The sequence below is a fragment of the Pseudomonas sp. IzPS59 genome (genome assembly GCF_014863505.1).
Taxonomy (GTDB): Bacteria; Pseudomonadota; Gammaproteobacteria; order Pseudomonadales; family Pseudomonadaceae; genus Aquipseudomonas; species Aquipseudomonas kribbensis.
The window spans coordinates 3,721,620-3,744,459 of sequence record NZ_CP062251.1; the positions used below are offsets into that span (position 1 = coordinate 3,721,620).

Here is a 22,840-nt window from a genome sequence, read left to right on the forward strand (position 1 = left end):
CGGCGTACCATGACAACCATTCACATCCGCGTCAGGGAGACGACATGCTGTATCGAATTGCCGCCGACGGGCTGGTGCTGTTTCACCTTTCCTTCATTCTGTTCGTGCTGTTTGGCGGGCTATTGGTGCTCAAGTGGCACCGAGTGGCCTGGCTGCATTTGCCGGCCGCCACCTGGGGCGTGATGGTCGAGGTGTTGCACCTGACCTGCCCGCTGACCTACTGGGAAAACCTGATGCGCCACGCCGCCGGGCAGACCGAATACGCCGGCGGTTTCATCGAGCATTATGTCTGGCCGATCATCTACCCGGCGGGGCTGACCCCGCAGATTCAACTAGCACTGGGCAGCGTGGTACTGGTGATCAATCTGCTGGTGTACGGGCGCCTGATCCGCCAGTGGCAACTGCGCCGCGCCGCACGCATTCCGTTCTAACGCGACTTCAAGGTTTCCAGCCAGGCCGGATCGAGGCGCGCCTGATCGGTGTCCAGACCGAGCGCCTCCATCCGCGCCTTGTGTGCTTCGACTTCCCGGTGCAATTGCCCATGATCGCTGGAGTTGCCGTCCAGTTCATGCATTTGCGTCAGGCCAAGGTGATAGAAACGCAGCACTTTCATTGCCGTCGGATCGTCCTTCTCGACCGCCGCCGTCACCTGATGCATGACATTGGTGACGCTCATCAGGCTGCGCTTGAGCCGCCAGCCGTACACCGCCGGTGCCATCCAGGTCTGGGTCCAGAAACGCCCGCGCAGCAACGCTGCCGTCAACAGAAATGCGCCGAAGACACCGCCGACATTGAACCGCAGGTTATCCCCGCCCGGCTCGCCGAACAGCGCCACCGCCACGGTCGAAAACGCCATCGCCAGCACCAGGAGCAGCACCGCGATAATCAGCGTGCTGCGCCGGGTCTGCTGGCGATAGGTGATGGCATCGATCGGTTGAATCTCGAACATCGCGACAGGCTTCCATGGCTTGAAATAAAAAGAGGCCGGCGCATTATCGCCTCTGAGGCGGATTTAGCTATGCTGGAGCTCCTTTTCATCTTTTCATCGTCCAGCGGGGGACATGGCGATACCACGCAGATCGTGCCATCTTCATTCATGGATACACTCTATTCGGATGCCATTGACCAGGTCGGCAATGACATCGTTTTAAGGATCACTGCATGACCCAACGACACGTAATCAATGCCTCGGTCAGCCCAAAAGGCAGCCTGGAAACCCTTTCCCAACGTGAAGTTCAGCAACTGAGCCAGGCCGGAACCGGCAGTACCTACACCCTCTTTCGCCAGTGCGCCCTGGCAATCCTCAATACCGGCGCCCATGTCGACAACGCGAAAACCATTCTGGAAGCCTACAAAGACTTCGAAATCCGCATCCACCAGCAGGATCGCGGCGTGCGTCTGGAACTGCTGAACGCCCCGGCCGACGCCTTCGTCGACGGCGAAATGATCGCCAGCACCCGGGAAATGCTGTTCAGCGCCCTGCGCGACATCGTCTACACCGAAAACGAACTCGACGCCCTGAGCATCGACCTCAGCACCTCCCAAGGCATCAGCGACTACGTCTTCCACCTGTTGCGCAACGCACGCACCCTGCGTCCGGGCGTCGAGCCGAAGATCGTCGTTTGCTGGGGCGGCCACTCAATCAACACCGAAGAATACAAATACACCAAGAAAGTCGGCCACGAACTGGGCCTGCGCAGCCTCGACATCTGCACCGGCTGCGGCCCGGGCGTGATGAAAGGCCCGATGAAAGGCGCGACCATCGCCCACGCCAAGCAACGTATCCACGGCGGCCGCTACCTGGGCCTGACCGAGCCGGGCATCATCGCTGCCGAAGCGCCGAATCCGATCGTCAATGAGCTGGTGATCCTCCCGGACATCGAAAAACGCCTGGAAGCCTTCGTCCGCGTCGGCCACGGCATCATCATCTTCCCGGGCGGCGCCGGTACTGCCGAAGAATTCCTGTATCTGCTGGGCATCCTGATGCACCCGGACAACGCCGGCCTGCCGTTCCCGGTGATCCTGACCGGGCCGAAACATGCCGCGCCGTACCTGGAACAGCTCGACGCCTTCGTCACCGCCACCCTCGGCGAGGCAGCCAAGCAGCATTACGAAATCATCATCGACGACCCGGCCGAAGTGGCGCGGCAGATGACGGCGGGCCTCAAAGCCGTGAAGCAGTTCCGCCGCGAGCGCAACGACGCGTTCCACTTCAACTGGCTGCTGAAGATCGACGAAGGCTTCCAGCGTCCGTTCGACCCGACCCACGAAAACATGGCCAACCTCAAGCTGCACCGTGATCAGCCGGCCCATGAACTGGCGGCCAACCTGCGCCGCGCGTTCTCCGGGATCGTCGCCGGCAACGTCAAGGACAAGGGCATTCGCCTGATCGAAGAACACGGCCCGTACCAGATCCGTGGCGACGCCGCGATCATGCAACCGCTCGATCTGTTGCTCAAAGCCTTCGTCGCCCAGCACCGGATGAAACTGCCGGGAGGCGCGGCGTATGTGCCGTGCTATCGCGTGGTGTCCTGACCCTTCGTGATGGATGCAGCCTTGTGGGAGCAAACGCACTCCCACAAGGCGCATCGCCACTACCAAACCGCCCTGTTCTCTGACACAAAAGCCCCGCTGATTCCCCACGACAGCCACCGCGCGCGCGTACTAAGCTGGGCGATTGAATTTTCAGGGACGATCCATGAAACGTTTTGCCGCCTGCCTGTTGTCTCTTCTGGCCCTGACAGCCAATGCGGCAGATCTGCAACTGCTCACCGACAACCATCCTCCGCTGCATTTCCTTCAGGGCGATCAACTGGTGGGCTTCGGCGTGGATGTGGTGCAAGCCCTGGCAGCGCAGACCGGCGATCGCATTCACTTGCAGCAAGTGCCACTGCTGCGTGCCCTGCGCATGGCCAGCGAGACGCCGGATACCGGCGTATTTACCGTGCTGCGCACCGACGCACGGGATGACCGCTACCAATGGGTCGGGCCGTTGATCGAAGTGGAAACCGCGCTGTATGCCCACGACAACTTCCAGCCACCGGTCCGCAGCCTGCGCGAGGCCGATCACCTGGGGCGGATCACCGTGCCGCGCAAATGGCTGGTCTACAGCTATCTGCAGGAACAGGACCTGAGCAACCTCTACGGTGTGGAAACCCCGGAACAGATGATGCGTCTGTTCAGTCTCGGGCGAACCGACTTCGTGGTATCCGACACGCTGTCCAGCGCGTCCCTCGCCCGCGAGCAAGGCATGGAGCCGGGGCGTTTGCAGTATCAGATACCGCTGATGAAGCGCGACACCTATATCGCGTTCTCCCGCCAGACCGATCCCAGGCAGGTCGCACGCTGGCAGCAAGCGCTGGACACGCTGCGCGCCGACGGTCGTCTGGAGAAAATGCGCCAGCGCTGGCTGAGCAATACCCTGCCGCGCTGATCACGCATCAACGTCTTTGATAACAACTATCTGAAAAGGTGTTTTTTCTTCTGGTGCCCGTAGCCCTAAAGTGGCAGTCATCTTCCTCCCACTTTCTGGTACAGACCCATGAAAGACTTCATTGCCCTTGGGTTTATCGTCGCCCTGATCGGTGCCACTTCCGCCGCAATCGCCAGTGCGCAAGGCCACGGGCCGGCGGTCGCCATGACCGGCACCGTGAATGTCGACACCGTCGGCATTGACCGTGAGGCCAGGGGCAGTGTGGAGCAGAATCTTTACGTCGCGCAAAACGACTCGGGATTCGCCTACGATTATTGAGCCACCAGCCGCACCGCCAACGCCTTAGCCTGCGACGCAACATCGGTCACCGCCGTACTTTCCCACCACATCCCTCTCAGTGGCGGGCCCATCGCGAACAGTCGTTGTGACACCTTCCCCTGCGCATCCAGCACCGCACCGTCCACTGCCGCCGCAATCCCCAGCGCCAACGGCCCCGGTTGCACCAGCCCACGGGCCAGCAACTGCTGCGGCAAGGGCCGGTCCACCCGGCGCCAGTCGTATTCGATACCACTGGAATTGATCAGCGCCGCGCCTTGCACCACGTGCGTTTCACTCTCGCCCCGGCGGCGGACGCGAATGCCGACACCACCGCCCGACACCGGCTCGAGGCCCTTATAGGACGCGGCATGAATACGCAGGCGCCCTTCGCGGTGCAGCCGCTCGACCAGCTCTGCACTCAGCGGCGGCGAACGATGGTGATGGCTTTCCCACCACGGCCGCACATGCCGCACGAACTGCCGGCGCTGCACGTCGCTCGCCTGGCTCCACAACCGACCGATATGCGCGCGCACCGTATCGAGCGGCGCCTGCCAGTCGATACCTTGCTCGATCGCATCCCGGCAATGACGGCGCAATTCACGCAGTAACTGCCGGGGCGTACGGATGCTGTGATCCTCGGCGAGGAAGTCCACCCACGTCGGCGGCTGTCGTCGCACATGGGGCAACAGCCCGTGCCGTGAAAACACCTCGATCGGCCCGCGATGCCCGGCCTGTTCCAGCGACACCACGGCATCGACCATGGTCAGGCCGGAGCCGATGATCAGTACCGTCGATTGCGGATCGAGCTGGCGCATGGCGCTCACATCCCACGGATCGAGCCCGGCAGCGTTGAGACCGCTGGATTGCTTTTGCGGCGTACGGGCGGCGGGGAACATACCGGTGGCGAGCACCGCAAAAGCGCCTTGCAGTCTCTGGCCGTCGCTCAAGGTGAGCTGCACCGAATCGGCTGAAGCCTGTACATCAATCACCTCTGCGCGCACGTGCTCGACCGTCGAACCATGCCGCGCGCCCACCTGCTGCGCTTCGGCCAGTCGCTGCTGCACGTAGACACCGAACAGCCCCCGTGGCGGAAACAGTTCACTGACCGGCACATGCTGCTGATCCGACTCCGGCCAGCCGCCAGCGGCAATGTGAGCGGTCAGCCATTGAGTCAAGTCATCCGCGTTGTCCGGATCGACGCTCATCCGCGCCGCGTTACCGTTGAGCGTGTGGCCCAGTTCAACCGCACTGTACGCTTCACCCCGGCCCAGTTCGGCCCGAGGCTCGATCACCAGAATCTGTCGCCGGCCCGGCAGGCGCAGCAGTTGCACCGCCAGCATGGCGCCGCTGAGGCCGCCGCCGACAATCAGGATGTCGGCGTGACGGATCGTGGTCGTATCGGTTTGAGTCATGCCGTTCTCGCTGCCAAGGGTTTGCTCAAGTCAGTGTCGTGCAGACGCTGCGAGCGAGTCTAGACAGACGCGACCTTTTTCTCCCGCCGATGCAGCTCACCCAGATTTCGATACCCGCTGCCCGGATGAATCTCCGGCAACCTCGCTCCTTCGCCAAACAGCTTTTCGCGCAACGTCCCAGGTGCGTAATCGGTCTTGTAGACGCCACGCTTCTGCAACTCAGGCACCAGCAACTCCACGGCGTCGATGAAGGTTTCGTGGGTCAGCGCGTAGGCCAGGTTGAAGCCGTCGACGTCGGTTTCATCGACCCACTCCTGCAACAGGTCAGCCACCGTTTCCGGGCTGCCGACGAACAACGGGCCGAAACCGCCGATCCCGACCCAGTCGGCCAGCTCATTCGGAGTCCAGACTTTGTTCGGGTCCGCGGTGGAAAACGCCTCGACCGCAGACTGAATGGCGTTGGTGTGCACGTGCTTGAGCGGTTCGTCCGGTTTGAAGCGGCTGAAGTCGATACCGGTCCAGCCCGAAATCAGCGCCATCGCGCCCTCGTAACTTACCCAGGATTTGTACTCTTCGAACTTGGCTTTGGCCTTGGCATCGGTCTCGCCGAGGATCACGGTTTGCAGGTTGAAGATCAGGATCTTCGACGGATCACGTCCGGCCTCGGCGGCGCGGCGACGGATGTCGGCCACAGTTTTCTTCAGCAGCACTTTCGACGGTGCAGCGACGAAAACGCACTCAGCGTGTTCGGCGGCAAACTGCTTGCCCCGGCTGGATGCGCCTGCCTGATACAGAACCGGTGTGCGCTGCGGCGACGGTTCACAAAGGTGAATGCCCGGCACCTGGAAGTGTTTACCGTGGTGGCGGATTTCGTGGATCTTGCTCGGGTCACTGAAAATTCGCCGCTCACGATCCCGCAAAATCGCACCCTCTTCCCAACTGCCTTCCCAGAGCTTATAGCAGACCTCCAGATATTCCTCGGCGAAGTCGTAGCGCGCATCGTGTTCAGTCTGGGCTTGCTGGCCGATGTTCTTCGCGCCGCTCTCCAGATACGAAGTGACAATGTTCCAGCCGGCCCGGCCCTTGGTCAGGTGATCGAGGGTCGACAGGCGTCGGGCGAATGGATACGGATGCTCGAAGGACAATGAAGCGGTCAGGCCGAAACCCAGGTGCTCGGTCACCAGCGCCATTGGCGGGATCAGTTGCAAAGGATCGTTGACCGGCACCTGCGCCGCCTGCCGGATGGCCGCTTCGCCGTTGCCGTTGTACACGTCGTAGATGCCCAGCACGTCGGCGATGAACAGCCCGTCAAATTTGCCGCGCTCGAGGATTTTCGCCAGATCGGTCCAGTACTCCAGATCCTTGTATTGCCAGGAGCGGTCACGCGGATGCGCCCACAGGCCCGGCGACTGATGGCCGACGCAGTTCATGTCGAAGGCGTTGAGACGAATTTCACGAGCCATCAGACGGCACTCCCGATTTTCAGGAGGCGTTTAGAGGTTTGATTTGAAGCGGTCATGTGAGGCGACTCCGTGGTTCCGGATGAGGATCCACAACCCATAGCAGGAGTCATGCCTGAATATATTTTCTTTATATATCAATAAATTGAGATGCAAACCTAAAGCAATCTGCACGCAGAAAAGAACAAACTGTTCAACTGCTGTCGGCCCCGCAACAGTCAGATCACCACATTACGCACAAAGCGCGCCGCGACGTCCCCATCGTTGCGATAGGTGTGTGGCTGGTTACTGGCGAACATGAAAAACTCCCCGGCGGCGATGTGCTGCGGCTGGTCGCCGAGCATCAGGGTCAGGCAGCCTTCGAACACGAAAATCTGCTCGCTCCAGCCTTCGGCATCCGCCTGCGAGGGATAGACCTCTCCCGGTTGCAGGCACCATTCCCACTGTTCCACTTCCCGGGTGGCGGCTGCCTTGGACAATAGCACCGCTTTACTGCCGGGAATGCTGCCGGCCCAGGCCAGTTCGTTGATCCGGCTCGGATCGCGATTGTCAGGAGCCTGGATCAGATCGCTGAACGCTACTTCGAGGGCTTCGGCGACGCGGTCGAGGGTGGTCAGGCTGACGTTTTTCTCGCCGGCTTCTATCGCCACCAACATGCGCCGACTGACTCCGGACTTTTCCGCGAGAGTCGTCTGGCTCATGTCGGCGGCGTGGCGCAGGCGCCGGACGTTCTGGCTGACGTGTTGCAGGACCGAAGCCCGCTGAACAGAATCTTTGTGCACTATATTGCTCACTGGCTGGGGTTGGGCAGTATACTGCGCAACATTTGGCGCATTGTGCGTCCCCTCTTCAAAAGTGCGCAAGATCATGACGTCAGCCAGGTCCCCCCAAACTCCCCTGCGGTTTTCCCGTTTCAACAAAGCCGAGTGCGTGCTGGTCCTGATCACCATGCTGTGGGGTGGCACCTTTCTGCTGGTGCAGCACGCGATGACCGTCAGCGGCCCGATGTTTTTCGTCGGCCTGCGCTTTGCCGCAGCGGCGAGCATCGTGGCGCTGTTTTCGTGGAAGCACCTGCGTGAGCTGACCCTGTTCGAACTCAAGGCCGGCGCCTTCATCGGCGTGGCGATTCTGCTCGGTTATGGTTTGCAGACCGTTGGCTTGCAGAGCATTCCGAGCAGCCAGTCGGCGTTCATCACTGCGCTGTACGTGCCGTTTGTGCCTTTACTGCAATGGCTGGTGCTGGGCCGGCGCCCGGGTTTGATGCCGAGCATCGGGATCATGTTGGCGTTTACCGGTTTGATGCTGCTGTCGGGGCCGTCCGGCGCTTCATTGAATTTCAGTCCCGGTGAAATCGCCACGCTGATCAGCGCCATCGCCATAGCGGCCGAGATCATTCTGATCAGCACCTATGCGGGCCAGGTCGATGTGCGCCGGGTGACGGTGGTGCAATTGGCGACGACTTCGGCATTGTCGTTTCTGATGGTGGTGCCGACCGGTGAGGCGATCCCGGACTTTTCCTGGCTGCTGCTCAGCACAGCCCTGGGGCTCGGTGCAATGAGCGCAGCGATTCAGGTCGCAATGAACTGGGCGCAGAAAAGTGTTTCGCCAACCCGCGCGACCTTGATTTACGCCGGTGAACCGGTGTGGGCCGGGATCGCCGGGCGGATTGCCGGCGAGCGTCTGCCTGCGATTGCATTGGTGGGTGCAGGACTGATTGTGGCGGCGGTGATTGTCAGTGAGTTGAAGACCAAGGGCAAAGCGACACAAGCGGTCACAGAAGAGTTCGAGCGCGAGACAGAAGGCTAAGCGGGTTTTTTACGACTACCTTGTAGGATTCAGAGACATCCTCGCGTTTGGCGATCCGGGAGCTGGCACGTATGATGCTTCACAAACTTCCGCAGATTAGAAGCCTATGTCCCTGATAGTTCTACTGCTTCTGCCTTTTGTGGGCAGCTGTCTGGCAGCCGTGCTGCCGCACAACGCACGTAACGCCGAATCCCTGCTGGCAGGCCTGGTCGCTTTGATCGGTACTGTCTCGGTCGCCCTGCTATACCCGCAAATCGCCCACGGCGGCGTGATCCGCGAAGAATTTACGTGGTTGCCCAGCCTGGGCCTCAACTTCGTCCTGCGCATGGACGGTTTTGCCTGGCTATTCTCGATGCTGGTGCTGGGCATCGGTACCCTCGTTTCCTTATATGCCCGTTATTACATGTCGCCGGATGATCCGGTGCCGCGTTTCTTCGCGTTTTTCCTGGCGTTCATGGGCGCCATGCTCGGGCTGGTGATCTCCGGCAACCTGATCCAGATCGTGTTCTTCTGGGAGCTGACCAGCCTCTTCTCGTTCCTGTTGATCGGCTACTGGCACCACCGTCACGACGCCCGGCGCGGCGCCTACATGGCGTTGATGGTCACCGGCGCGGGAGGACTATGCCTGCTGGCGGGGGTCATGATCCTCGGCCATGTGGTTGGCAGCTATGACCTGGACAAGGTCCTGGCCGCCGGCGATCTGATTCGTGCACATGCCCTCTACCCCATCCTGCTTCCCCTCATTCTCATCGGCGCCCTCAGCAAAAGCGCCCAGTTCCCCTTCCACTTCTGGCTCCCCCACGCGATGGCGGCGCCGACACCGGTTTCGGCCTATCTGCACTCGGCGACCATGGTCAAGGCCGGGGTCTTCCTGCTTGCACGGTTGTGGCCGTCGCTGTCCGGCAGCGAAGAATGGTTCTACATCGTCAGCGGCGCCGGTGCCGCCACGCTTTTGCTCGGCGCCTACTGCGCAATGTTTCAGAACGATCTCAAGGGCCTGCTGGCCTACTCGACCATCAGCCATCTCGGCCTGATCACATTGCTGCTGGGCCTGAACAGTCCGCTGGCAGCGGTCGCGGCGGTGTTCCACATTCTCAACCATGCGACCTTCAAGGCTTCGCTGTTCATGGCCGCCGGGATCATCGACCACGAAAGTGGCACCCGCGACATCCGCAAGCTCAACGGCCTGTTCAAACTGATTCCATTTACCGCCACCCTGGCGATGGTGGCCAGTGCCTCCATGGCCGGCGTACCGTTGCTCAACGGTTTCCTGTCGAAAGAAATGTTCTTCGCCGAAACCGTGTTCATCAACGCCACCGCGTGGGTTGAAGCGACGTTGCCAATCGTCGCGACCATCGCCGGTACGTTCAGCGTTGCCTATTCGCTGCGTTTCACCGTCGACGTGTTCTTCGGCCCCACCGCCACCGATCTGCCTCACACCCCGCACGAGCCACCACGCTGGATGCGCGCCCCGGTTGAACTGCTGGTATTCACCTGCCTGCTGGTAGGGATTTTCCCGGCCCAGATCGTCGGCCCGTTGCTGGCGGCGGCTGCACTGCCGGTAGTCGGCGGCGTACTTCCGGAATACAGCCTGGCGATCTGGCACGGTCTCAACGCACCGATGATCATGAGCCTGATCGCCATGTCCGGCGGCATCGTGGTCTACCTGCTGCTGCGCAATCAGCTCAAGCGTGGCCGTTTCAAGTTCCCGCCGCTGGTGGGCCGCTTCAACGGCAAGCGCCTGTTCGAGCGCAGCCTCGTCGCAATGATGCGCCTGGCTCGGCGACTGGAGCGGCGGATCGGCACCAAACGCCTGCAAACCCAGCTGTTCCTGATGGTGCTGGCGGCGGTGCTCGCCGGGTTGATCCCGATGCTGCACAGCAGCCTGAGCTGGGGCGACCGGCCGAAGATTCCCGGCTCCATCGTGTTCGTGACCCTGTGGCTGCTGGCAATCGCCTGTGCCCTCGGCGCCGCGTGGCAGGCCAAGTATCACCGTCTCGCCGCCCTGACCATGGTCAGCGTCTGCGGCCTGATGACCTGCGTGACCTTCGTCTGGTTCTCGGCACCGGATCTGGCCCTGACGCAACTGGTGGTCGAAGTGGTGACCACGGTGCTGATCCTGCTCGGCCTGCGCTGGCTGCCACGGCGGATCGAAGAGGTTTCACCGTTGCCAAGCAGTCTGCGCAAGGCCCGTGTGCGTCGTCTGCGCGACTTGCTGTTGTCGATTGCCGTCGGCGGTGGCATGGCTTTGCTGTCCTACGCGATGCTGACCCGGCAGACGCCGAACGACATTTCCTCGTTCTACCTGAGCCGCGCCTTGCCGGAAGGCGGCGGCAGCAACGTGGTCAACGTGATGCTGGTGGACTTCCGTGGCTTCGACACCCTCGGGGAAATCACCGTGCTGGTGGCCGTGGCGCTGACCGTGTTCGCCCTGCTGCGCCGCTTCCGCCCGCCGAAAGAAAGCCTGCAACTGCCAGCCCAGCAACGCCTGCTGGCGCCGGACGTGGTCACCGATCTGGTCAACCCGCGTTCGGCCAGCGACACTGCGCTCGGCTTCATGATGGTGCCGGCGGTGCTGGTGCGCCTGCTGCTGCCGATTGCACTGGTGGTGTCTTTCTATCTGTTCATGCGTGGACACAACCAGCCGGGGGGCGGTTTTGTTGCCGGTCTGGTGATGTCGGTGGCGTTCATCCTGCAATACATGGTCGCCGGCACCCAATGGGTGGAGGCGCAAATGAGCCTGCGGCCACTGCGCTGGATGGGTACCGGACTGCTGTTCGCCACGGTCACTGGTCTCGGCGCGATGCTGGCGGGTTATCCGTTCCTCACCACGCACACCTGGCACCTCAGTCTGCCGGTGCTGGGCGATATCCATATCGCAAGTGCATTGTTCTTCGACATCGGCGTGTACGCGGTGGTGGTCGGTTCGACACTGCTGATCCTCACCGCCCTCGCCCACCAGTCGGTCCGGGGTCACAAAACCGCTGCCATCAAAGGAGCCGTCTGATGGAAGAAGTCATCGCAATCGCCATCGGCGTGCTCGCCGCGTCCGGGGTCTGGCTGATCCTGCGTCCGCGGACGTTCCAGGTGGTCATGGGCCTGTGCCTGCTGTCCTACGGCGTCAACCTGTTCATCTTCAGCATGGGCAGCCTGTTCATCGGCAAAGAACCGATCATCAAGGACGGCGTACCTCAGGACCTGCTCAACTACACCGACCCGCTGCCCCAGGCACTGGTACTGACGGCCATTGTCATCAGCTTCGCCATGACCGCGCTGTTCCTCGTAGTGCTGCTCGCGTCGCGGGGCCTGACCGGCACCGACCACGTTGACGGAAGGGAGCCCAAGGAATGACGGCGATGACCCACCTGATCGCCGCACCGATCCTGCTGCCGCTGCTGACCGCCGCCATCATGCTGATGCTCGGCGAAAAGCACCGGCCGCTGAAGGCGAAGATCAACCTGTTCTCCACCATGCTGGGCCTTGTGGTTTCCCTGCTGTTGCTGCAATGGACCCAGACCACCGGCGTACCCGGTTCCATCGGCGTCTACCTGCCGGGCAACTGGCAAGTGCCATTCGGCATCGTGCTGGTGGTCGATCGGCTATCGGCATTGATGCTGGTACTGACCGGCATCATCGGCGTCAGCGCCCTGCTGTTCGCCATGGCTCGCTGGGACGGCGCAGGCTCGAGCTTCCACGCGTTGTTCCAGATTCAGTTGATGGGCCTGTACGGCGCGTTCCTGACGGCGGACCTGTTCAACCTGTTCGTGTTCTTCGAAGTGCTGCTTGCAGCGTCCTACGGCTTGCTGCTCCACGGCTCGGGCCGGGCGCGGGTGTCGTCGGGGCTGCATTACATTTCGATCAACCTGCTGGCCTCGTCGTTGTTCCTGATTGGCGCGGCGCTGATCTACGGCGTCACCGGCACATTGAACATGGCCGACCTCGCGATGAAGATTCCGCTGGTGCCGGAAGCCGACCGTGGTTTGCTGCATGCCGGCGCGGCGATTCTGGCAGTGGCGTTCCTGGCCAAGGCCGGGATGTGGCCGCTGAACTTCTGGCTGGTGCCGGCCTATTCCTCGGCCAGTGCGCCGGTGGCGGCGATGTTCGCGATCATGACCAAGGTCGGCGTCTACACCTTGCTGCGCCTGTGGACGCTGCTGTTCTCCGGACAGGCTGGCGCTTCCGCCTACTTTGGCGGCGACTGGCTGATCTACGGCGGCATGGCGACCATGCTCTGCGCCGGCGTGGCGATCATCGCCGCACAACGCCTGGAACGCATGGCCAGCCTGAGCATTCTGGTGTCGGCGGGGATTCTGCTGTCAGCGGTGGGTTTCGCCCAGCCGAACCTGATCGGCGCGGCGCTGTTCTATCTGGTCAGCTCGACGCTGGCCCTGAGCGCACTGTTCCTGCTGGCGGAACTGATCGAACGTTCGCGCACCGCCGTCGAAGTGCCGCTGGAAGACGAAAACGAGCTGCTGCCGCGTCCGCAGCAATGGCAGCCACCGGTCAAGGGCATCAACCTCGACGATGACCAGAAAGCCGTGGTCGGCCAGGTGATTCCGTGGACCATGGCATTTCTAGGTCTCAGCTTCATCGCCTGCGCGCTGCTGATCATCGGCATGCCGCCGCTGTCGGGGTTCATCGGCAAGCTGAGCCTGATCGGCGCCCTGCTCAATCCGTTGGGGCTCGGCACTGGCGAACCGATCTCGAATGCTGCCTGGGCGTTGCTGGCACTGCTGATCCTGACCGGACTCGGCTCGCTGATGGCGTTCTCGCGCCTGGGCATCCAGCGCTTCTGGTCGCCGGAGGAGCGCCCGTCACCCGTGTTGCGCAAACTGGAATGCACGCCGATTTTCCTGCTGCTCGGCCTGAGCATCGCCCTGACCTTCCAGGCTGAACCGCTGCTGCGTTACACCCAGGCCGCCGCAGACGCGCTGAACAACCCGCAGCAATACGTGATGGCGGTGCTCGGCACCCGCGTCGTACCGAGCCCGGAAGCCAAGGCTGCGCTGCAGGAGGTGCAACCATGAAGCGCCTGTTTCCTGCTCCGTGGCTGTCGCTTGCATTGTGGTTGCTTTGGCTGGTGCTGAACCTGTCGATCAGCCCCGGTAACCTGCTGCTGGGGGCGGCGCTGGGTTTCTGCGCGCCGCTGATGATGCGCAAGTTGCGCCCGCAACAGATCCATATCCGCCGCCCTGGCACAATCCTGCGCCTGTTCCTGCTGGTCGGGCGTGACGTGATCATCTCCAATCTGGCGGTGGCGTGGGGTGTGCTCAGCGCGGGACGCCGGCCGCCTCGCTCACGATTCGTCAAGGTGCCGCTGGACCTGCGCGATGCCAACGGTCTGGCGGCGCTGTCGATGATCTGTACGGTAGTGCCCGGCACCGTGTGGTCGGAGCTGGCGCTGGACCGCAGCATTCTGTTGCTGCACGTCTGGGATCTGGATGACGAGGCGCAATTCATCCAGCACTTCAAGGTCACTTACGAGCAGCCGTTGATGGAGATTTTCGAATGAGCCCGCTGCTGTCGAATGCGATTCTGCTGACGCTGTTCCTGTTCTCGCTGGCGATGGTGCTGACGCTGATTCGCCTGTTCAAAGGGCCATCGGCACAGGACCGGGTACTGGCGCTGGACTACCTGTACATCGTCGCCATGCTGATGATGCTGACCCTGGGGATTCGTTACTCCAGCGACACCTATTTCGAAGCGGCGCTGCTGATCGCGCTGTTCGGTTTCGTCGGCTCGTTTGCCCTGGCGAAATTCCTCCTGCGTGGCGAGGTGATCGAATGAACGCTGAATTGTCTCTGTGGGTGGAAATCCCGGTGGCGATCCTGCTGGTACTCAGCGGTGTATTCGCCCTGATCGGCGCGACCGGCCTGTTGCGGATGAAGGACTACTTCCAGCGCATGCACCCACCGGCACTGGCTTCGACCCTCGGTGCGTGGTGCGTGGCGCTGGCGTCGATCATCTGCTTTTCCGCACTCAAGTCCGGGCCGGTGCTGCACGCGTGGCTGATCCCGATCCTGCTGGCGATCACCGTGCCGGTGACCACCCTGCTGCTGGCGCGTGCGGCGTTGTTCCGCAAGCGCATGGCCGGGGACGATGTGCCGGCTGAAGTGAGCAGCCGACGCACCGAAAGCGGCAGCTAGATCCAGGCAACGGCCAACAGCCCGGCTCCCAATATCAGACACAGCGGCGAGTAGACCCAAGTGTCGAGCCGGGCAAACCGCGACCCCTTCACTTCCTTGAAGAAACCCACCAGCTCCGAATCGCCGATCGCCCGCGCGAACATCAGCAGCGCAATCGCACTGATCACCCATTGCAACGCCCAGTGATGCACCGGCGAAAACCACCAGCCCACTCTCATGCACACCAGTGCGGCAATCAGTAGCAGGGCCGCCGCCACCACCAGCGTGATCCAGCCTGACGGCTTGAACGCCGGTCTGAGGGCCTGCCCGCCGTTATCCACCGGAACCTGCGGAATCACCGCCACGGCCGCCCACTGCCCACCCATCGCCCAATACACATGCATCAGGCTGATCGCCGCAAATATCGTCACCAGCCATTGAGCCAACACAAAGGTCATGGTCGAGAATCCTTTCAAGAGGCTTGAACAAAACATCCTAGTCGGCATTTTTCCATGTGCACGACCGGTCGGCGGTGCGGTAAAGTGCCGCCCCATGAAATTCACCCGTTCCGATCGCTCACTGCTGGCCTGGATGCTCTATTGCTGCGTCCTGTTCAACGTGTTCGCCTGCAGCATCGGTCACGGGCAAATGGTCGGGATGCAGCTCAACGGAATCGGTGGCCAGTTCTGCGCCGTCGACCCGAATACCCAGGCGCCACTCGCGTCCAATCCTTCCGAAGAAAAACTGCCAACCCTGGCCAAGGCTTTCGGTTGTCCGCTGTGCTCCACCGGCGGCATGGGCCCGGCGTTCAACTCCAGCCTGACCCTGGCGATCCTGCCGGAACAACACAGTCCGCCGCTGCCAGTCATCGTCAGTGCCGACCTCCCTGCCCGCTTCACCTGGCCTTCGGCCAACCCCCGCGCCCCGCCGCTCGCCTGAGTGTCTTTGCCTTTTTGATTTGTCAGCCCACTGCGCCAACGCGCGGCGTTCGCCTGTGCGCTGACTCCTAGACAAGCATTCAGGATTCAAACGATGAAACAACTTACCTTGCTGGCGAGCCTGTGCGGCTGCCTGTCCGTCAACGCCTGGGCCCAATCCACCGTGGATCTGGCGCCGATCACCATTGATGGCGAGTCCGCCGCCGAACCGGGCCTGAGCCTCGACCAGTCCAGCGGCATGGCTTCACGCCTCGGCTTGAGCGTGCGCGACACCCCGGCTTCGGTGGCCATCGCCAATCGCAATGACATCGAGCGTCATGGCTCGCAGAATTTTCAGGACGCTGCCAACACCCTGCCCGGCGTGAACGCCAGTGCGCCGCCAGGCTTTGGCGGATTCGTGTCCTATCGCGGCTTCACCAGCAGCCAGATCACCCAGATGTTCAACGGCATCAATGTCTCTAGCGGACTGGCAAGGCCAGTGGACTCGTGGATCTATGACCGAGTGGAACTGGTCGGCGGTCCGTCGTCGCTGATCAACGGCGCAGGCTCGGTCGGCGGTTCGCTGAACTACGTGACCAAACTGGCGACGCGCGACGAGCAAGCCGCCGAAGGCCGGGTCAGCTACGGCACCTACGACACCACCGAATCCGCGTTCGGCCTCAACCACGCCCTCAGCCAGCCCGGCGCCGACGTGCAGCATTACGCGCGCCTCGACGTCAGCCACAACACCAGCAACGGCTACATCGACCGTCAGGAACGCGATGCCTGGAGCATGGCGTTCTCGCTGCTCAGCGACCTGACGCCGAACCTGTCGCACACCTTGGCCCTGGAATATCAGGACGAACACGAAGACAGCCCGTACTGGGGCACCCCGGTGCTCAACCCCAAGGCTGGCGAGTTGAAAATCGACAGGCACAATCGCTTCAACAACTACAACGTCGAGGACGGTCGCTACGAGCAGCGGACGATCTGGGTGCGCTCGATCATCGACTACCGGATCAACGACAGCACAACCTTGCGCAACACGCTCTATCACCTCGACAGCCAGCGTGATTACCGCAATCTGGAAACCTACCAGTACAGCGCCGACAACAGCGCCGTGAACCGCTCCACGGCCTATCAGGTCCGGCATCAGGGTGAGCAGGATGGCAACCAGTTCGAACTGCGCCATGACAACACCCTGTTCGGCCTCGCCACCACTTGGTCCGGCGGCTTCGAATACAAGGTCAACCAGACCACCAACTCGCCGCTGAACGTCAAAGGCGCGAGCACCGTGGACCCGAACAATTATCGTCCGGGGCATTTCTACGACATACCGGGCACGAAGCCCGGTTTTGTCAGCGACAAGACCAACGAGGTCAGCACCAAGGCGCTGTTCGCCGAGAACCGCCTGGCGCTGACCGACAAGCTTTCGTTGCTCACCGGCCTGCGCTACGACGACATCGACCTGGACGTGACCAACCATCGCACGGTGACGGCGAGCAACCCGCGCCATCTCAAGCGCAGTTGGGAGCCTGTCACCGGGCGCGTCGGCCTGACGTATCAGTTCATTCCATCAGCCAATGTCTACGTGCAATACAGCACCGCCGCCGAGCAACCCGGTGGTACTCAGGACTTCGATGTTTCAACGGGCAAGCAATGGGAAATCGGCAGCAAGTTCGACTACCTGAATGGACGTGGGTCGGCGACGGTGGCTGCTTACACAATCGAGCGCAAAGACTTCGCGGTGACGGATCCACTGGATCCGACCAACAGCATTCCGGTCGGCCAGCAGACGTCCAAAGGCATCGAGATTGCCAGCTCCCTGCGGATCACCGACAAGCTGCTGGCCGAGGGTAATTTCGCCTGGGTTGATGCGCAATACGATGAGTTCAACGAGAAGAACGCCGCCGGCGTGGTGGTTTCACGCAAGGGCAACACGCCGACCAATGTGCCGGACCGGGTCGGCAATCTGTGGCTGACCTATGACTTTTCCCCACAGTGGCAAGGCGGGGTTGATGCGCGGTACGTGGCGTCGGTGTATGCGGACAATGCCAACACCATGACCGTGCCGTCGTACACCTTGTTCGGGAGTTTCCTCAGCTACAAGGTCGATACGCACACCACCGTCACCGGCCGGGTGCGCAACCTGACGAACGAGGTGTATGCCGAATTCGCCCATGTGTCACCGGCGTATTACCTGGGCACGCCACGCACCTTTGAGTTGGCCGTACAGACCCGGTTCTGAAACACAGCGGCGAGGGAGAAACTCCCTCGCCGCACTGCTATAAACCTGCCTGAACCTTGTCCGCCACATCCTTCGGCAACCACGCCTGCCACACATCCGGATGAGCCTTCATGAACGCCTCCGCCGCTTCCCGTGGCGGAGTGTGTTTCTCGCTCATATCAGCCAGCGCCTTGTTCAGATCCTCGATCGGAAAATCGACTTTGCTGAAGAACGCCGCGATCTGTGGGTATTGCTTCTGGAATGGCGCGGACACCCCGATCGACAGTTTCGAGGCCAGTGAACGGGTCGGTTTCGGGTTGGGATTGTCGGCGTCCGTCAAGGTCTTTCAGGCCTCGGCGTCGAACGGTGGCTCTTCCAGCTGCACCAGTTTGAACTTGCCGAGCAGTGGCGTCGGCGACCAGTAATAGAACAGCACCGGTTTGCCCCGGCGGATCGACGAACTGATTTCGGCATCCAGCGCCGCACCGGAACCGCTGCGGAAATTGGTGAAGTCGTCCTGCAGCCCGTACGCCGTAAGCTTCTGCTTGTTCACCACTTCCGAGGTCCAGCCGATCGGGCTGTTGAGAAACCGCCCCTTGCTCGGGGTTTCCGGATCCTTGAACACGTCCTTGTACTTCTTCAGGTCACTGACACTGCGCAGGTCCGGCGCCAGCGGCTTGATGCCTTTGGCGGCATCACCCTTGATCACGTACTCCGGCACCCACCAGCCTTCGGTGGCACCCTTGACCGTATCGCCCAGGCTGGCGACCTTGCCTTCGGCCTCGGCCTTGACCCACACCGGACTGCGCCCGGCCCACTCCTCGCCGATGACCTGGATGTCATTGTTGGCCAGCGCGGTTTCCAGGGTAATGGTGGTGCCCGGCAGCGTATCCGTCGGCAGGCCGTAACCCTTCTCGACGATGATCCGCAGGACATCGGTGATCAGGCTGCCGCTTTCCCAGTTCAGGTCGGCGAAGTGGATCGGGGTCTGTGCCGCATTGGCCGCCGGCACCGCAGCCATCAAGCCCATTGTGGCCAGCCCAGCGACCAGCAACCGTCGAAATCCGTTCATGCTTTTGCACCTCGTGCTGTTCACAGCAATAGCAGGATGGCCTGACAGAAGACCACAAGCCTCTGAATACTCAGTCAACTGACTGTAGACGAGGTTCCTGCTTTTTCAGAGGCATGAAACGGGCGAGGCTACTTTTCAGACATTTCCTGCAAGCGTTGAAGCTCGCGTCTGACCATGCTGGCGTATTCCGCAGGCTGCAAAGCGTAGATCTGCGAGGCGACCCAACCGAGCCAGGCACCCTTCAATTCGGCTTTCGCATCGAACAGGCGCCGGGCTTCATCGCGAGCGCTGTCGAGGTTCTGCAAATGGAAATCGGCGCGACTCACAGCCGTCACTCGCTGGCCTTGAAGGTCACCAGTTCGCCCTTGCGCCACTTGGCGGCTTTGGCAGTGACGGCTTTCAGGGTCTTGGTCAGGCCTTCCTGCAATTGCTCATTGGCGGCGAACACAGTGACTGCGCTATGGCCTTCCTTGAACACGATGGCATGGCCGTCGGCGGTGCTGACGAAGGCATAGTCGCCCAGTCCGTACACGGTCATCTTGATCTCGCGAAAACGGATGTCCATCTTGCCGCCTTCACGGCTGGGCAATACCGAAGCGCTGAAGTGATCGCCGACCTTGAGCTTGAGGCCGGGCTTGTCATCGACCACCAATGCGCTTTCGGTGTCGATTTCGGCAACGTAAATGCCTTCAGCGTTTTGCTCGGTGATGTAAACAAAACGCGACTGAAACTGCTTGACCAGCTTTGCCCGCAAATCACCCAGCACGAACAAAGCATGCATATCGAGGTTACTGACTGCCAAAGAAACATCCCCACACTTGAAAGAGTGCCACGCGCGAAAAACGCGCACGACGTTAAAAACGGCCAGGCCGATGGTATTGCGCAATGACTCGAATAAAAGCCTGAACGGGCAAAGTGCTTGTTCAGCGCGAGGTTCACAAGACTACTGGAATGGCGCTCGCGAAACCTGCAAAGACGTTCTCCAAATGTTGAAGGAAAAAGCTTCACGGTCGGCCAGGGAAAACTGACTACAAACTTTAGGGAAAATACTCACCAAGAAAAGAACTTTTCCGACATATCGCACGCAAAAAATTGCTTTAGATAACGCCATGCCGTCAACAGGTGTTGGCGATTCTAGAGCAGCGACGCTGCTTGCGACTACCCGCAACCGTCTGTAAATGCGGGTCAATCCATGAAAAGGACTTCATATGTGCACTTTGACGCATTTCGCCGTGGCTTACGAACAACCCTTTGTCCTGAATGCCCCAGACCTTGGCACTGACAACGCATCAGAGTCATGTGGCCGGGAACCGCGGTTTCAAGTGATTCCGGCCGGTAACGCCTTTTTCCATATCAGGGAAAAGTCGACCGGCCGTGTAAGAGGTTTCCGTGAGGATCACAACGCCGCCTGCGCCCTCGCCCGCTCGCTGGAATCACGGGTGGCCCACGATCATTAAACGCAATCAGTGCAGGCTGCCTGGCTCGTCTTTCAACTGCGCGAGCCACGCAGCCCTGCACTCTTCAGCCTCGTCACGACTGGCGAACGCCGTGCCCCGCCGCTCACCGTTGAGCAACACCACCCAGCAGACGCTTTGCCCCATCGCACGCAGCCCGGCCGGAACACCGCTGCCGATCATCACCGCGACATCGACTCTGCATTGCATGCTGACCTCCCAACTTCATTAGCTACCTAACTATGCAGGCATGTTAATGATTTGGATCAAGCGGATACAGCAACGCGCGTGCACAGCTTCATTGCAATTCCGGCAACAATGCCTCAGCGCGGATTCTCGGGTTTGTACCCCAGACGCAGCCCGCCCCAGTGCCGCCCCTTGACCATAATCGGTACCGACAGGTCGTGCATCAGCTCGCCGGTATCGCGGGTGTAGGTCTGCAACAGCACCGGTTGCTGATGACTGCCACAGCGGATGCCGGTGCGATCAGCAAACTTGCGCTTGGTGCGGTTGTGCACGGTGTCGGCCTGCACATCGCCGGTCAGCGGCTGGCTGAATGCCTGATTGTGGGTCGGCACATAACCCTGCTGCGTGCAGGCGATGGCGAACACCAGGCCTTCGTGGCGCGGCAGCAGGGGCTCCTGAATCGCCGGCAGCACCTGATCAGTGTAGCGGTCGAAACGGGTCTGGAACTTGGCAGGCTGAGTGTTCGGGATCAGCTGATACTGGCGATCGAACAAGTCCTCAAGACTGATCCGCCCTTGCTCGACATCGGCCTCGAAACGCGCAGCAATCTGACTCGCACCTTCACGAGCCAGATCGTAGATGCGCTGGTGATAGTCATCCAGCCCGACTTCGGCCAGGCGCTCGCTGATGGTTTCCGCCTGCCCTTCCATCTGCACCGCGGCTTCGGCCAGGCGCCGGGTCTGTTGGTCGCTGATCGCCAGATCGCTGCGCATTTGCTCGATGGCGGTGAACAGACTGTCGAGCTGTTCGCGATTGGTTTCGGCGCCCCGGGCGATTTCGCCGACCTGGTTTTCAACTCCGGCCGCCAGTCGCGCGATGTTTTCCAGGTGCTGACCGGTGTGTTCGACTTGCTCGACACCGGTGTGTAAATCGTCGGAGAGCTGGCGGATCTGCTCCACTACCTGCGCCGTGCGCTGCTGAATGTCGGCGACCATTTCGCCCACTTCACCGGTGGCCGTCGCAGTGCGAGCCGCCAGACCGCGCACTTCATCTGCCACCACCGCAAAACCGCGACCATGCTCTCCGGCCCGGGCCGCTTCGATGGCAGCGTTCAGTGCCAGAAGATTGGTCTGGCTGGCGATGGACTGAATCACCAGGGTCACGCGCTGAATGTCGTCGCTGCGCTCGCTCAAGGCTTCGATCAGTTCACGACTGGCGTTGGCGCGTTGACTGAGTTGATGCATGCGCGAAATGGAGTCGACCAGCTCGGTGCGCCCCGCTGCACTGCTGTGATGAGCTTCGCTCGCGGCGCCCAACGCTTCGCGGCTGAGTTGGGAAGTGGCTTGTTCCGTGGCGATCATCACTTCGGCGTTGTTGACGATCTGCGCGGCAGCATCGAGTTGTGACTGCAACTTGCCGGCCAGTTCCTTGACGGAAAACGCCACGCCGGCGGCTGACAGTGCGTTATGACTGGTTGTGTAGGAAAGGTCGCGAGTCAACTCGGACATCGCGTTGCTGCTATCGACCGGCTGCGCATCGGGGACAGCACGGGAGCGCAGGCGCGGCAGCCAGACAATCAGCACCGCCAGTGGCATGCCCACGTATAACGGCCATTCGCCGAAGCTCATCCCGGCCAGCAACAGCATCAGGGCGATGCTTTGCAGGGTCGGCGACAGCCAGCGATTCTTCGGCAAAACAACTGGTGCAGGCAGAGCCGCAACCAGAGATCCATCTCTCGTCATTTTGTTACCCCACGCTTGTTCTCATTGTTGTGACAGCATTAAACGCCACTACAAGGCCATTATCCATGGTCCGTTAGTCGTGGGTCTGTGGCAGGTCAATGGAACGGTGCGGGAGTTTCCGGCAGACGAGAAAAAGCAAAGATCGCAGCCTTCTGCCGCTTTAAACAAAAGCTGCAGAAGGCTGCGATCTTTTCGCGACGACCCGCATTGAAGGGGTCGCCTCAGGAATCAGGCCTGACGCTGGTGCTTGTCGATCTGCTCGTGACGCTCTTGAGCTTCGATGCAGTACTTGGTGGTCGGGCTGATCAGCAGGCGTTTCAGGCCGATAGGCTCGCCGCTGTCGTCGCACCAGCCAAAGCTGTCTTCCTTGATACGCTCAAGGGCTTGTTCCAGTTGAGGCAGCATGCGCTGGTCGCGATCGATCGCGTTTACCAGCCAGGTGCGCTCTTCTTCCACCGAGGCGGCGTCCGCCGGGTCAGCCGGGGTGTCCAGGCTCTCGATGGCAATACGGTTTTGCTCAATGCGCTCGTGGGTTTCGACTTTCATGTTCTGCAACAGCTCGCTGAAGAAAGCGTGTTGCTCGGCATTCATGTAGTCATCTGCCGGCATGGCCAGCAACTTGTCCTTTGTCATTGATATCTCTATAAAAAAACGTGCATTAAGGCGAATTAGGGAGCGTTCCGGCGAA

General features: G+C 61.2%; 24 protein-coding genes and 1 pseudogene. 14 read left to right on the top strand and 11 right to left on the bottom strand.

The features are described 5' to 3' along the window. Positions 1–44: 44 nt before the first annotated feature. Positions 45–431 (top strand): DUF2784 domain-containing protein, encoded by a 387-nt coding sequence (locus tag IF189_RS16550; RefSeq protein WP_114883708.1) that lies wholly within the window; start codon positions 45–47, stop codon positions 429–431. Here IF189_RS16550 and IF189_RS16555 read toward each other — a convergent pair. Continuing rightward, positions 428–949: a DUF3087 domain-containing protein gene (locus IF189_RS16555; protein ID WP_192551921.1), complete on the bottom strand. Its 522-nt coding sequence runs from the start codon at positions 947–949 to the stop codon at positions 428–430. The genes IF189_RS16550 and IF189_RS16555 overlap by 4 nt on opposite strands. A gap of 212 nt (positions 950–1,161) precedes the next feature. Here IF189_RS16555 and ppnN point away from each other — a divergent pair, with 212 nt between their 5' ends. The 3 genes from ppnN to IF189_RS16570 all read left to right on the top strand — a co-directional run bounded on the left by ppnN (position 1,162) and on the right by IF189_RS16570 (position 3,751). Beyond that, the gene (gene ppnN / locus IF189_RS16560; protein ID WP_085711405.1) at positions 1,162–2,535 is read left to right on the top strand and encodes a nucleotide 5'-monophosphate nucleosidase PpnN; all 1,374 of its coding nucleotides are present in this window, start codon (positions 1,162–1,164) and stop codon (positions 2,533–2,535) included. Between the two features lie 163 nt (positions 2,536–2,698). Further along, positions 2,699–3,433: a substrate-binding periplasmic protein gene (locus tag IF189_RS16565; RefSeq protein ID WP_192551922.1), complete on the top strand. Its 735-nt coding sequence runs from the start codon at positions 2,699–2,701 to the stop codon at positions 3,431–3,433. Positions 3,434–3,541: 108 nt separating this feature from the next. Next, on the top strand, positions 3,542–3,751 hold the full coding sequence (locus IF189_RS16570; protein ID WP_192551923.1) for a hypothetical protein: 210 nt from the start codon (positions 3,542–3,544) through the stop codon (positions 3,749–3,751). On the opposite strand, the gene IF189_RS16575 is transcribed toward IF189_RS16570, so the two are convergent. The 3 genes from IF189_RS16575 to IF189_RS16585 form a co-directional block, all read right to left on the bottom strand. Further along, positions 3,745–5,163 carry an FAD/NAD(P)-binding protein gene (locus IF189_RS16575; RefSeq protein ID WP_192551924.1) on the bottom strand — a complete coding sequence of 473 codons (1,419 nt, stop codon included), beginning with the start codon at positions 5,161–5,163 and terminating at the stop codon, positions 3,745–3,747. The genes IF189_RS16570 and IF189_RS16575 overlap by 7 nt on opposite strands. Before the next feature lie 59 nt (positions 5,164–5,222). Then, the gene (locus IF189_RS16580) at positions 5,223–6,626 is read right to left on the bottom strand and encodes an LLM class flavin-dependent oxidoreductase (protein WP_192551925.1); all 1,404 of its coding nucleotides are present in this window, start codon (positions 6,624–6,626) and stop codon (positions 5,223–5,225) included. Positions 6,627–6,841: 215 nt separating this feature from the next. Continuing rightward, positions 6,842–7,405, bottom strand: a complete 564-nt coding sequence (locus IF189_RS16585; protein ID WP_134826383.1) for a helix-turn-helix domain-containing protein — start codon at positions 7,403–7,405, stop codon at positions 6,842–6,844. A gap of 85 nt (positions 7,406–7,490) precedes the next feature. Here IF189_RS16585 and IF189_RS16590 point away from each other — a divergent pair, with 85 nt between their 5' ends. From IF189_RS16590 to IF189_RS16620, 7 genes are all read left to right on the top strand, one after another. Then, positions 7,491–8,429, top strand: a complete 939-nt coding sequence (locus IF189_RS16590) for a DMT family transporter (protein WP_192551926.1) — start codon at positions 7,491–7,493, stop codon at positions 8,427–8,429. A gap of 106 nt (positions 8,430–8,535) precedes the next feature. Then, positions 8,536–11,436 carry a monovalent cation/H+ antiporter subunit A gene (locus IF189_RS16595; protein ID WP_192551927.1) on the top strand — a complete coding sequence of 967 codons (2,901 nt, stop codon included), beginning with the start codon at positions 8,536–8,538 and terminating at the stop codon, positions 11,434–11,436. Continuing rightward, positions 11,436–11,780, top strand: a complete 345-nt coding sequence (locus IF189_RS16600; protein WP_003192163.1) for a Na+/H+ antiporter subunit C — start codon at positions 11,436–11,438, stop codon at positions 11,778–11,780. The genes IF189_RS16595 and IF189_RS16600 overlap by 1 nt, the downstream gene beginning before the upstream one ends. Then, the gene (locus tag IF189_RS16605) at positions 11,777–13,456 is read left to right on the top strand and encodes a monovalent cation/H+ antiporter subunit D (RefSeq protein WP_192551928.1); all 1,680 of its coding nucleotides are present in this window, start codon (positions 11,777–11,779) and stop codon (positions 13,454–13,456) included. The genes IF189_RS16600 and IF189_RS16605 overlap by 4 nt, the downstream gene beginning before the upstream one ends. Further along, on the top strand, positions 13,453–13,941 hold the full coding sequence (locus IF189_RS16610; RefSeq protein WP_192551929.1) for a Na+/H+ antiporter subunit E: 489 nt from the start codon (positions 13,453–13,455) through the stop codon (positions 13,939–13,941). The genes IF189_RS16605 and IF189_RS16610 overlap by 4 nt, the downstream gene beginning before the upstream one ends. Then, the gene (locus tag IF189_RS16615; protein WP_003225959.1) at positions 13,938–14,216 is read left to right on the top strand and encodes a K+/H+ antiporter subunit F; all 279 of its coding nucleotides are present in this window, start codon (positions 13,938–13,940) and stop codon (positions 14,214–14,216) included. The genes IF189_RS16610 and IF189_RS16615 overlap by 4 nt, the downstream gene beginning before the upstream one ends. Next, the gene (locus IF189_RS16620) at positions 14,213–14,575 is read left to right on the top strand and encodes a Na+/H+ antiporter subunit G (RefSeq protein ID WP_085711416.1); all 363 of its coding nucleotides are present in this window, start codon (positions 14,213–14,215) and stop codon (positions 14,573–14,575) included. Before IF189_RS16615 ends, IF189_RS16620 begins: the two co-directional genes overlap by 4 nt. On the opposite strand, the gene IF189_RS16625 is transcribed toward IF189_RS16620, so the two are convergent. After that, positions 14,572–15,012: a DUF3995 domain-containing protein gene (locus IF189_RS16625; RefSeq protein WP_192551930.1), complete on the bottom strand. Its 441-nt coding sequence runs from the start codon at positions 15,010–15,012 to the stop codon at positions 14,572–14,574. The genes IF189_RS16620 and IF189_RS16625 overlap by 4 nt on opposite strands. A 94-nt stretch (positions 15,013–15,106) precedes the next feature. Here IF189_RS16625 and IF189_RS16630 point away from each other — a divergent pair, with 94 nt between their 5' ends. Together IF189_RS16630 and IF189_RS16635 are read left to right on the top strand one after the other, a co-directional pair. Further along, entirely contained in the window at positions 15,107–15,493 is a 387-nt protein-coding gene (locus IF189_RS16630; protein WP_192551931.1) for a DUF2946 domain-containing protein, read from the top strand. Positions 15,494–15,586: 93 nt separating this feature from the next. Beyond that, the gene (locus IF189_RS16635) at positions 15,587–17,719 is read left to right on the top strand and encodes a TonB-dependent receptor (RefSeq protein WP_192551932.1); all 2,133 of its coding nucleotides are present in this window, start codon (positions 15,587–15,589) and stop codon (positions 17,717–17,719) included. A gap of 37 nt (positions 17,720–17,756) precedes the next feature. Here IF189_RS16635 and IF189_RS16640 read toward each other — a convergent pair. From IF189_RS16640 to IF189_RS16650, 3 genes and pseudogenes are all read right to left on the bottom strand, one after another. Beyond that, positions 17,757–18,770 (bottom strand): annotated as a pseudogene (locus tag IF189_RS16640) (ABC transporter substrate-binding protein). A 128-nt stretch (positions 18,771–18,898) separates the two neighbouring features. After that, positions 18,899–19,096 carry a hypothetical protein gene (locus IF189_RS16645; protein ID WP_119427404.1) on the bottom strand — a complete coding sequence of 66 codons (198 nt, stop codon included), beginning with the start codon at positions 19,094–19,096 and terminating at the stop codon, positions 18,899–18,901. A 5-nt stretch (positions 19,097–19,101) separates the two neighbouring features. Further along, positions 19,102–19,572, bottom strand: a complete 471-nt coding sequence (locus IF189_RS16650) for a hypothetical protein (protein ID WP_085711422.1) — start codon at positions 19,570–19,572, stop codon at positions 19,102–19,104. A gap of 406 nt (positions 19,573–19,978) precedes the next feature. On the opposite strand from IF189_RS16650, the gene IF189_RS28875 reads away from it, so the two are divergent. Further along, complete coding sequence (locus IF189_RS28875; RefSeq protein WP_134826375.1) at positions 19,979–20,227, top strand: hypothetical protein; 249 nt, start codon at positions 19,979–19,981, stop codon at positions 20,225–20,227. Between the two features lie 6 nt (positions 20,228–20,233). On the opposite strand, the gene IF189_RS16655 is transcribed toward IF189_RS28875, so the two are convergent. The 3 genes from IF189_RS16655 to IF189_RS16665 all read right to left on the bottom strand — a co-directional run bounded on the left by IF189_RS16655 (position 20,234) and on the right by IF189_RS16665 (position 22,785). Beyond that, on the bottom strand, positions 20,234–20,434 hold the full coding sequence (locus IF189_RS16655; RefSeq protein ID WP_134826374.1) for a hypothetical protein: 201 nt from the start codon (positions 20,432–20,434) through the stop codon (positions 20,234–20,236). A gap of 113 nt (positions 20,435–20,547) precedes the next feature. Beyond that, positions 20,548–22,152, bottom strand: coding sequence for a methyl-accepting chemotaxis protein (locus IF189_RS16660; protein WP_134826373.1), 1,605 nt, complete (start codon positions 22,150–22,152; stop codon positions 20,548–20,550). 228 nt (positions 22,153–22,380) lie between these two features. After that, positions 22,381–22,785 (bottom strand): TraR/DksA family transcriptional regulator, encoded by a 405-nt coding sequence (locus IF189_RS16665; RefSeq protein WP_007935965.1) that lies wholly within the window; start codon positions 22,783–22,785, stop codon positions 22,381–22,383. Positions 22,786–22,840: the final 55 nt, after the last annotated feature.

What these genes read in the sequence shown, in the direction of transcription:
- IF189_RS16555 (WP_192551921.1), bottom strand. Translation starts at nt 949, where the DNA reads ATGTTCGAGATTCAACCGATCGATGCCATCACCTATCGCCAGCAGACC.
- IF189_RS16615 (WP_003225959.1), top strand. Translation starts at nt 13,938, where the DNA reads ATGAGCCCGCTGCTGTCGAATGCGATTCTGCTGACGCTGTTCCTGTTC.
- IF189_RS16590 (WP_192551926.1), top strand. Translation starts at nt 7,491, where the DNA reads ATGACGTCAGCCAGGTCCCCCCAAACTCCCCTGCGGTTTTCCCGTTTC.
- IF189_RS28875 (WP_134826375.1), top strand. Translation starts at nt 19,979, where the DNA reads ATGTGCACTTTGACGCATTTCGCCGTGGCTTACGAACAACCCTTTGTC.
- IF189_RS16575 (WP_192551924.1), bottom strand. Translation starts at nt 5,163, where the DNA reads ATGACTCAAACCGATACGACCACGATCCGTCACGCCGACATCCTGATT.
- IF189_RS16620 (WP_085711416.1), top strand. Translation starts at nt 14,213, where the DNA reads ATGAACGCTGAATTGTCTCTGTGGGTGGAAATCCCGGTGGCGATCCTG.
- IF189_RS16595 (WP_192551927.1), top strand. Translation starts at nt 8,536, where the DNA reads ATGTCCCTGATAGTTCTACTGCTTCTGCCTTTTGTGGGCAGCTGTCTG.
- IF189_RS16665 (WP_007935965.1), bottom strand. Translation starts at nt 22,785, where the DNA reads ATGACAAAGGACAAGTTGCTGGCCATGCCGGCAGATGACTACATGAAT.
- IF189_RS16605 (WP_192551928.1), top strand. Translation starts at nt 11,777, where the DNA reads ATGACGGCGATGACCCACCTGATCGCCGCACCGATCCTGCTGCCGCTG.
- IF189_RS16565 (WP_192551922.1), top strand. Translation starts at nt 2,699, where the DNA reads ATGAAACGTTTTGCCGCCTGCCTGTTGTCTCTTCTGGCCCTGACAGCC.
- IF189_RS16655 (WP_134826374.1), bottom strand. Translation starts at nt 20,434, where the DNA reads ATGCAATGCAGAGTCGATGTCGCGGTGATGATCGGCAGCGGTGTTCCG.
- IF189_RS16660 (WP_134826373.1), bottom strand. Translation starts at nt 22,152, where the DNA reads ATGACGAGAGATGGATCTCTGGTTGCGGCTCTGCCTGCACCAGTTGTT.
- IF189_RS16630 (WP_192551931.1), top strand. Translation starts at nt 15,107, where the DNA reads ATGAAATTCACCCGTTCCGATCGCTCACTGCTGGCCTGGATGCTCTAT.
- IF189_RS16625 (WP_192551930.1), bottom strand. Translation starts at nt 15,012, where the DNA reads ATGACCTTTGTGTTGGCTCAATGGCTGGTGACGATATTTGCGGCGATC.
- IF189_RS16570 (WP_192551923.1), top strand. Translation starts at nt 3,542, where the DNA reads ATGAAAGACTTCATTGCCCTTGGGTTTATCGTCGCCCTGATCGGTGCC.
- IF189_RS16610 (WP_192551929.1), top strand. Translation starts at nt 13,453, where the DNA reads ATGAAGCGCCTGTTTCCTGCTCCGTGGCTGTCGCTTGCATTGTGGTTG.
- IF189_RS16550 (WP_114883708.1), top strand. Translation starts at nt 45, where the DNA reads ATGCTGTATCGAATTGCCGCCGACGGGCTGGTGCTGTTTCACCTTTCC.
- IF189_RS16580 (WP_192551925.1), bottom strand. Translation starts at nt 6,626, where the DNA reads ATGGCTCGTGAAATTCGTCTCAACGCCTTCGACATGAACTGCGTCGGC.
- IF189_RS16600 (WP_003192163.1), top strand. Translation starts at nt 11,436, where the DNA reads ATGGAAGAAGTCATCGCAATCGCCATCGGCGTGCTCGCCGCGTCCGGG.
- IF189_RS16635 (WP_192551932.1), top strand. Translation starts at nt 15,587, where the DNA reads ATGAAACAACTTACCTTGCTGGCGAGCCTGTGCGGCTGCCTGTCCGTC.
- ppnN (WP_085711405.1), top strand. Translation starts at nt 1,162, where the DNA reads ATGACCCAACGACACGTAATCAATGCCTCGGTCAGCCCAAAAGGCAGC.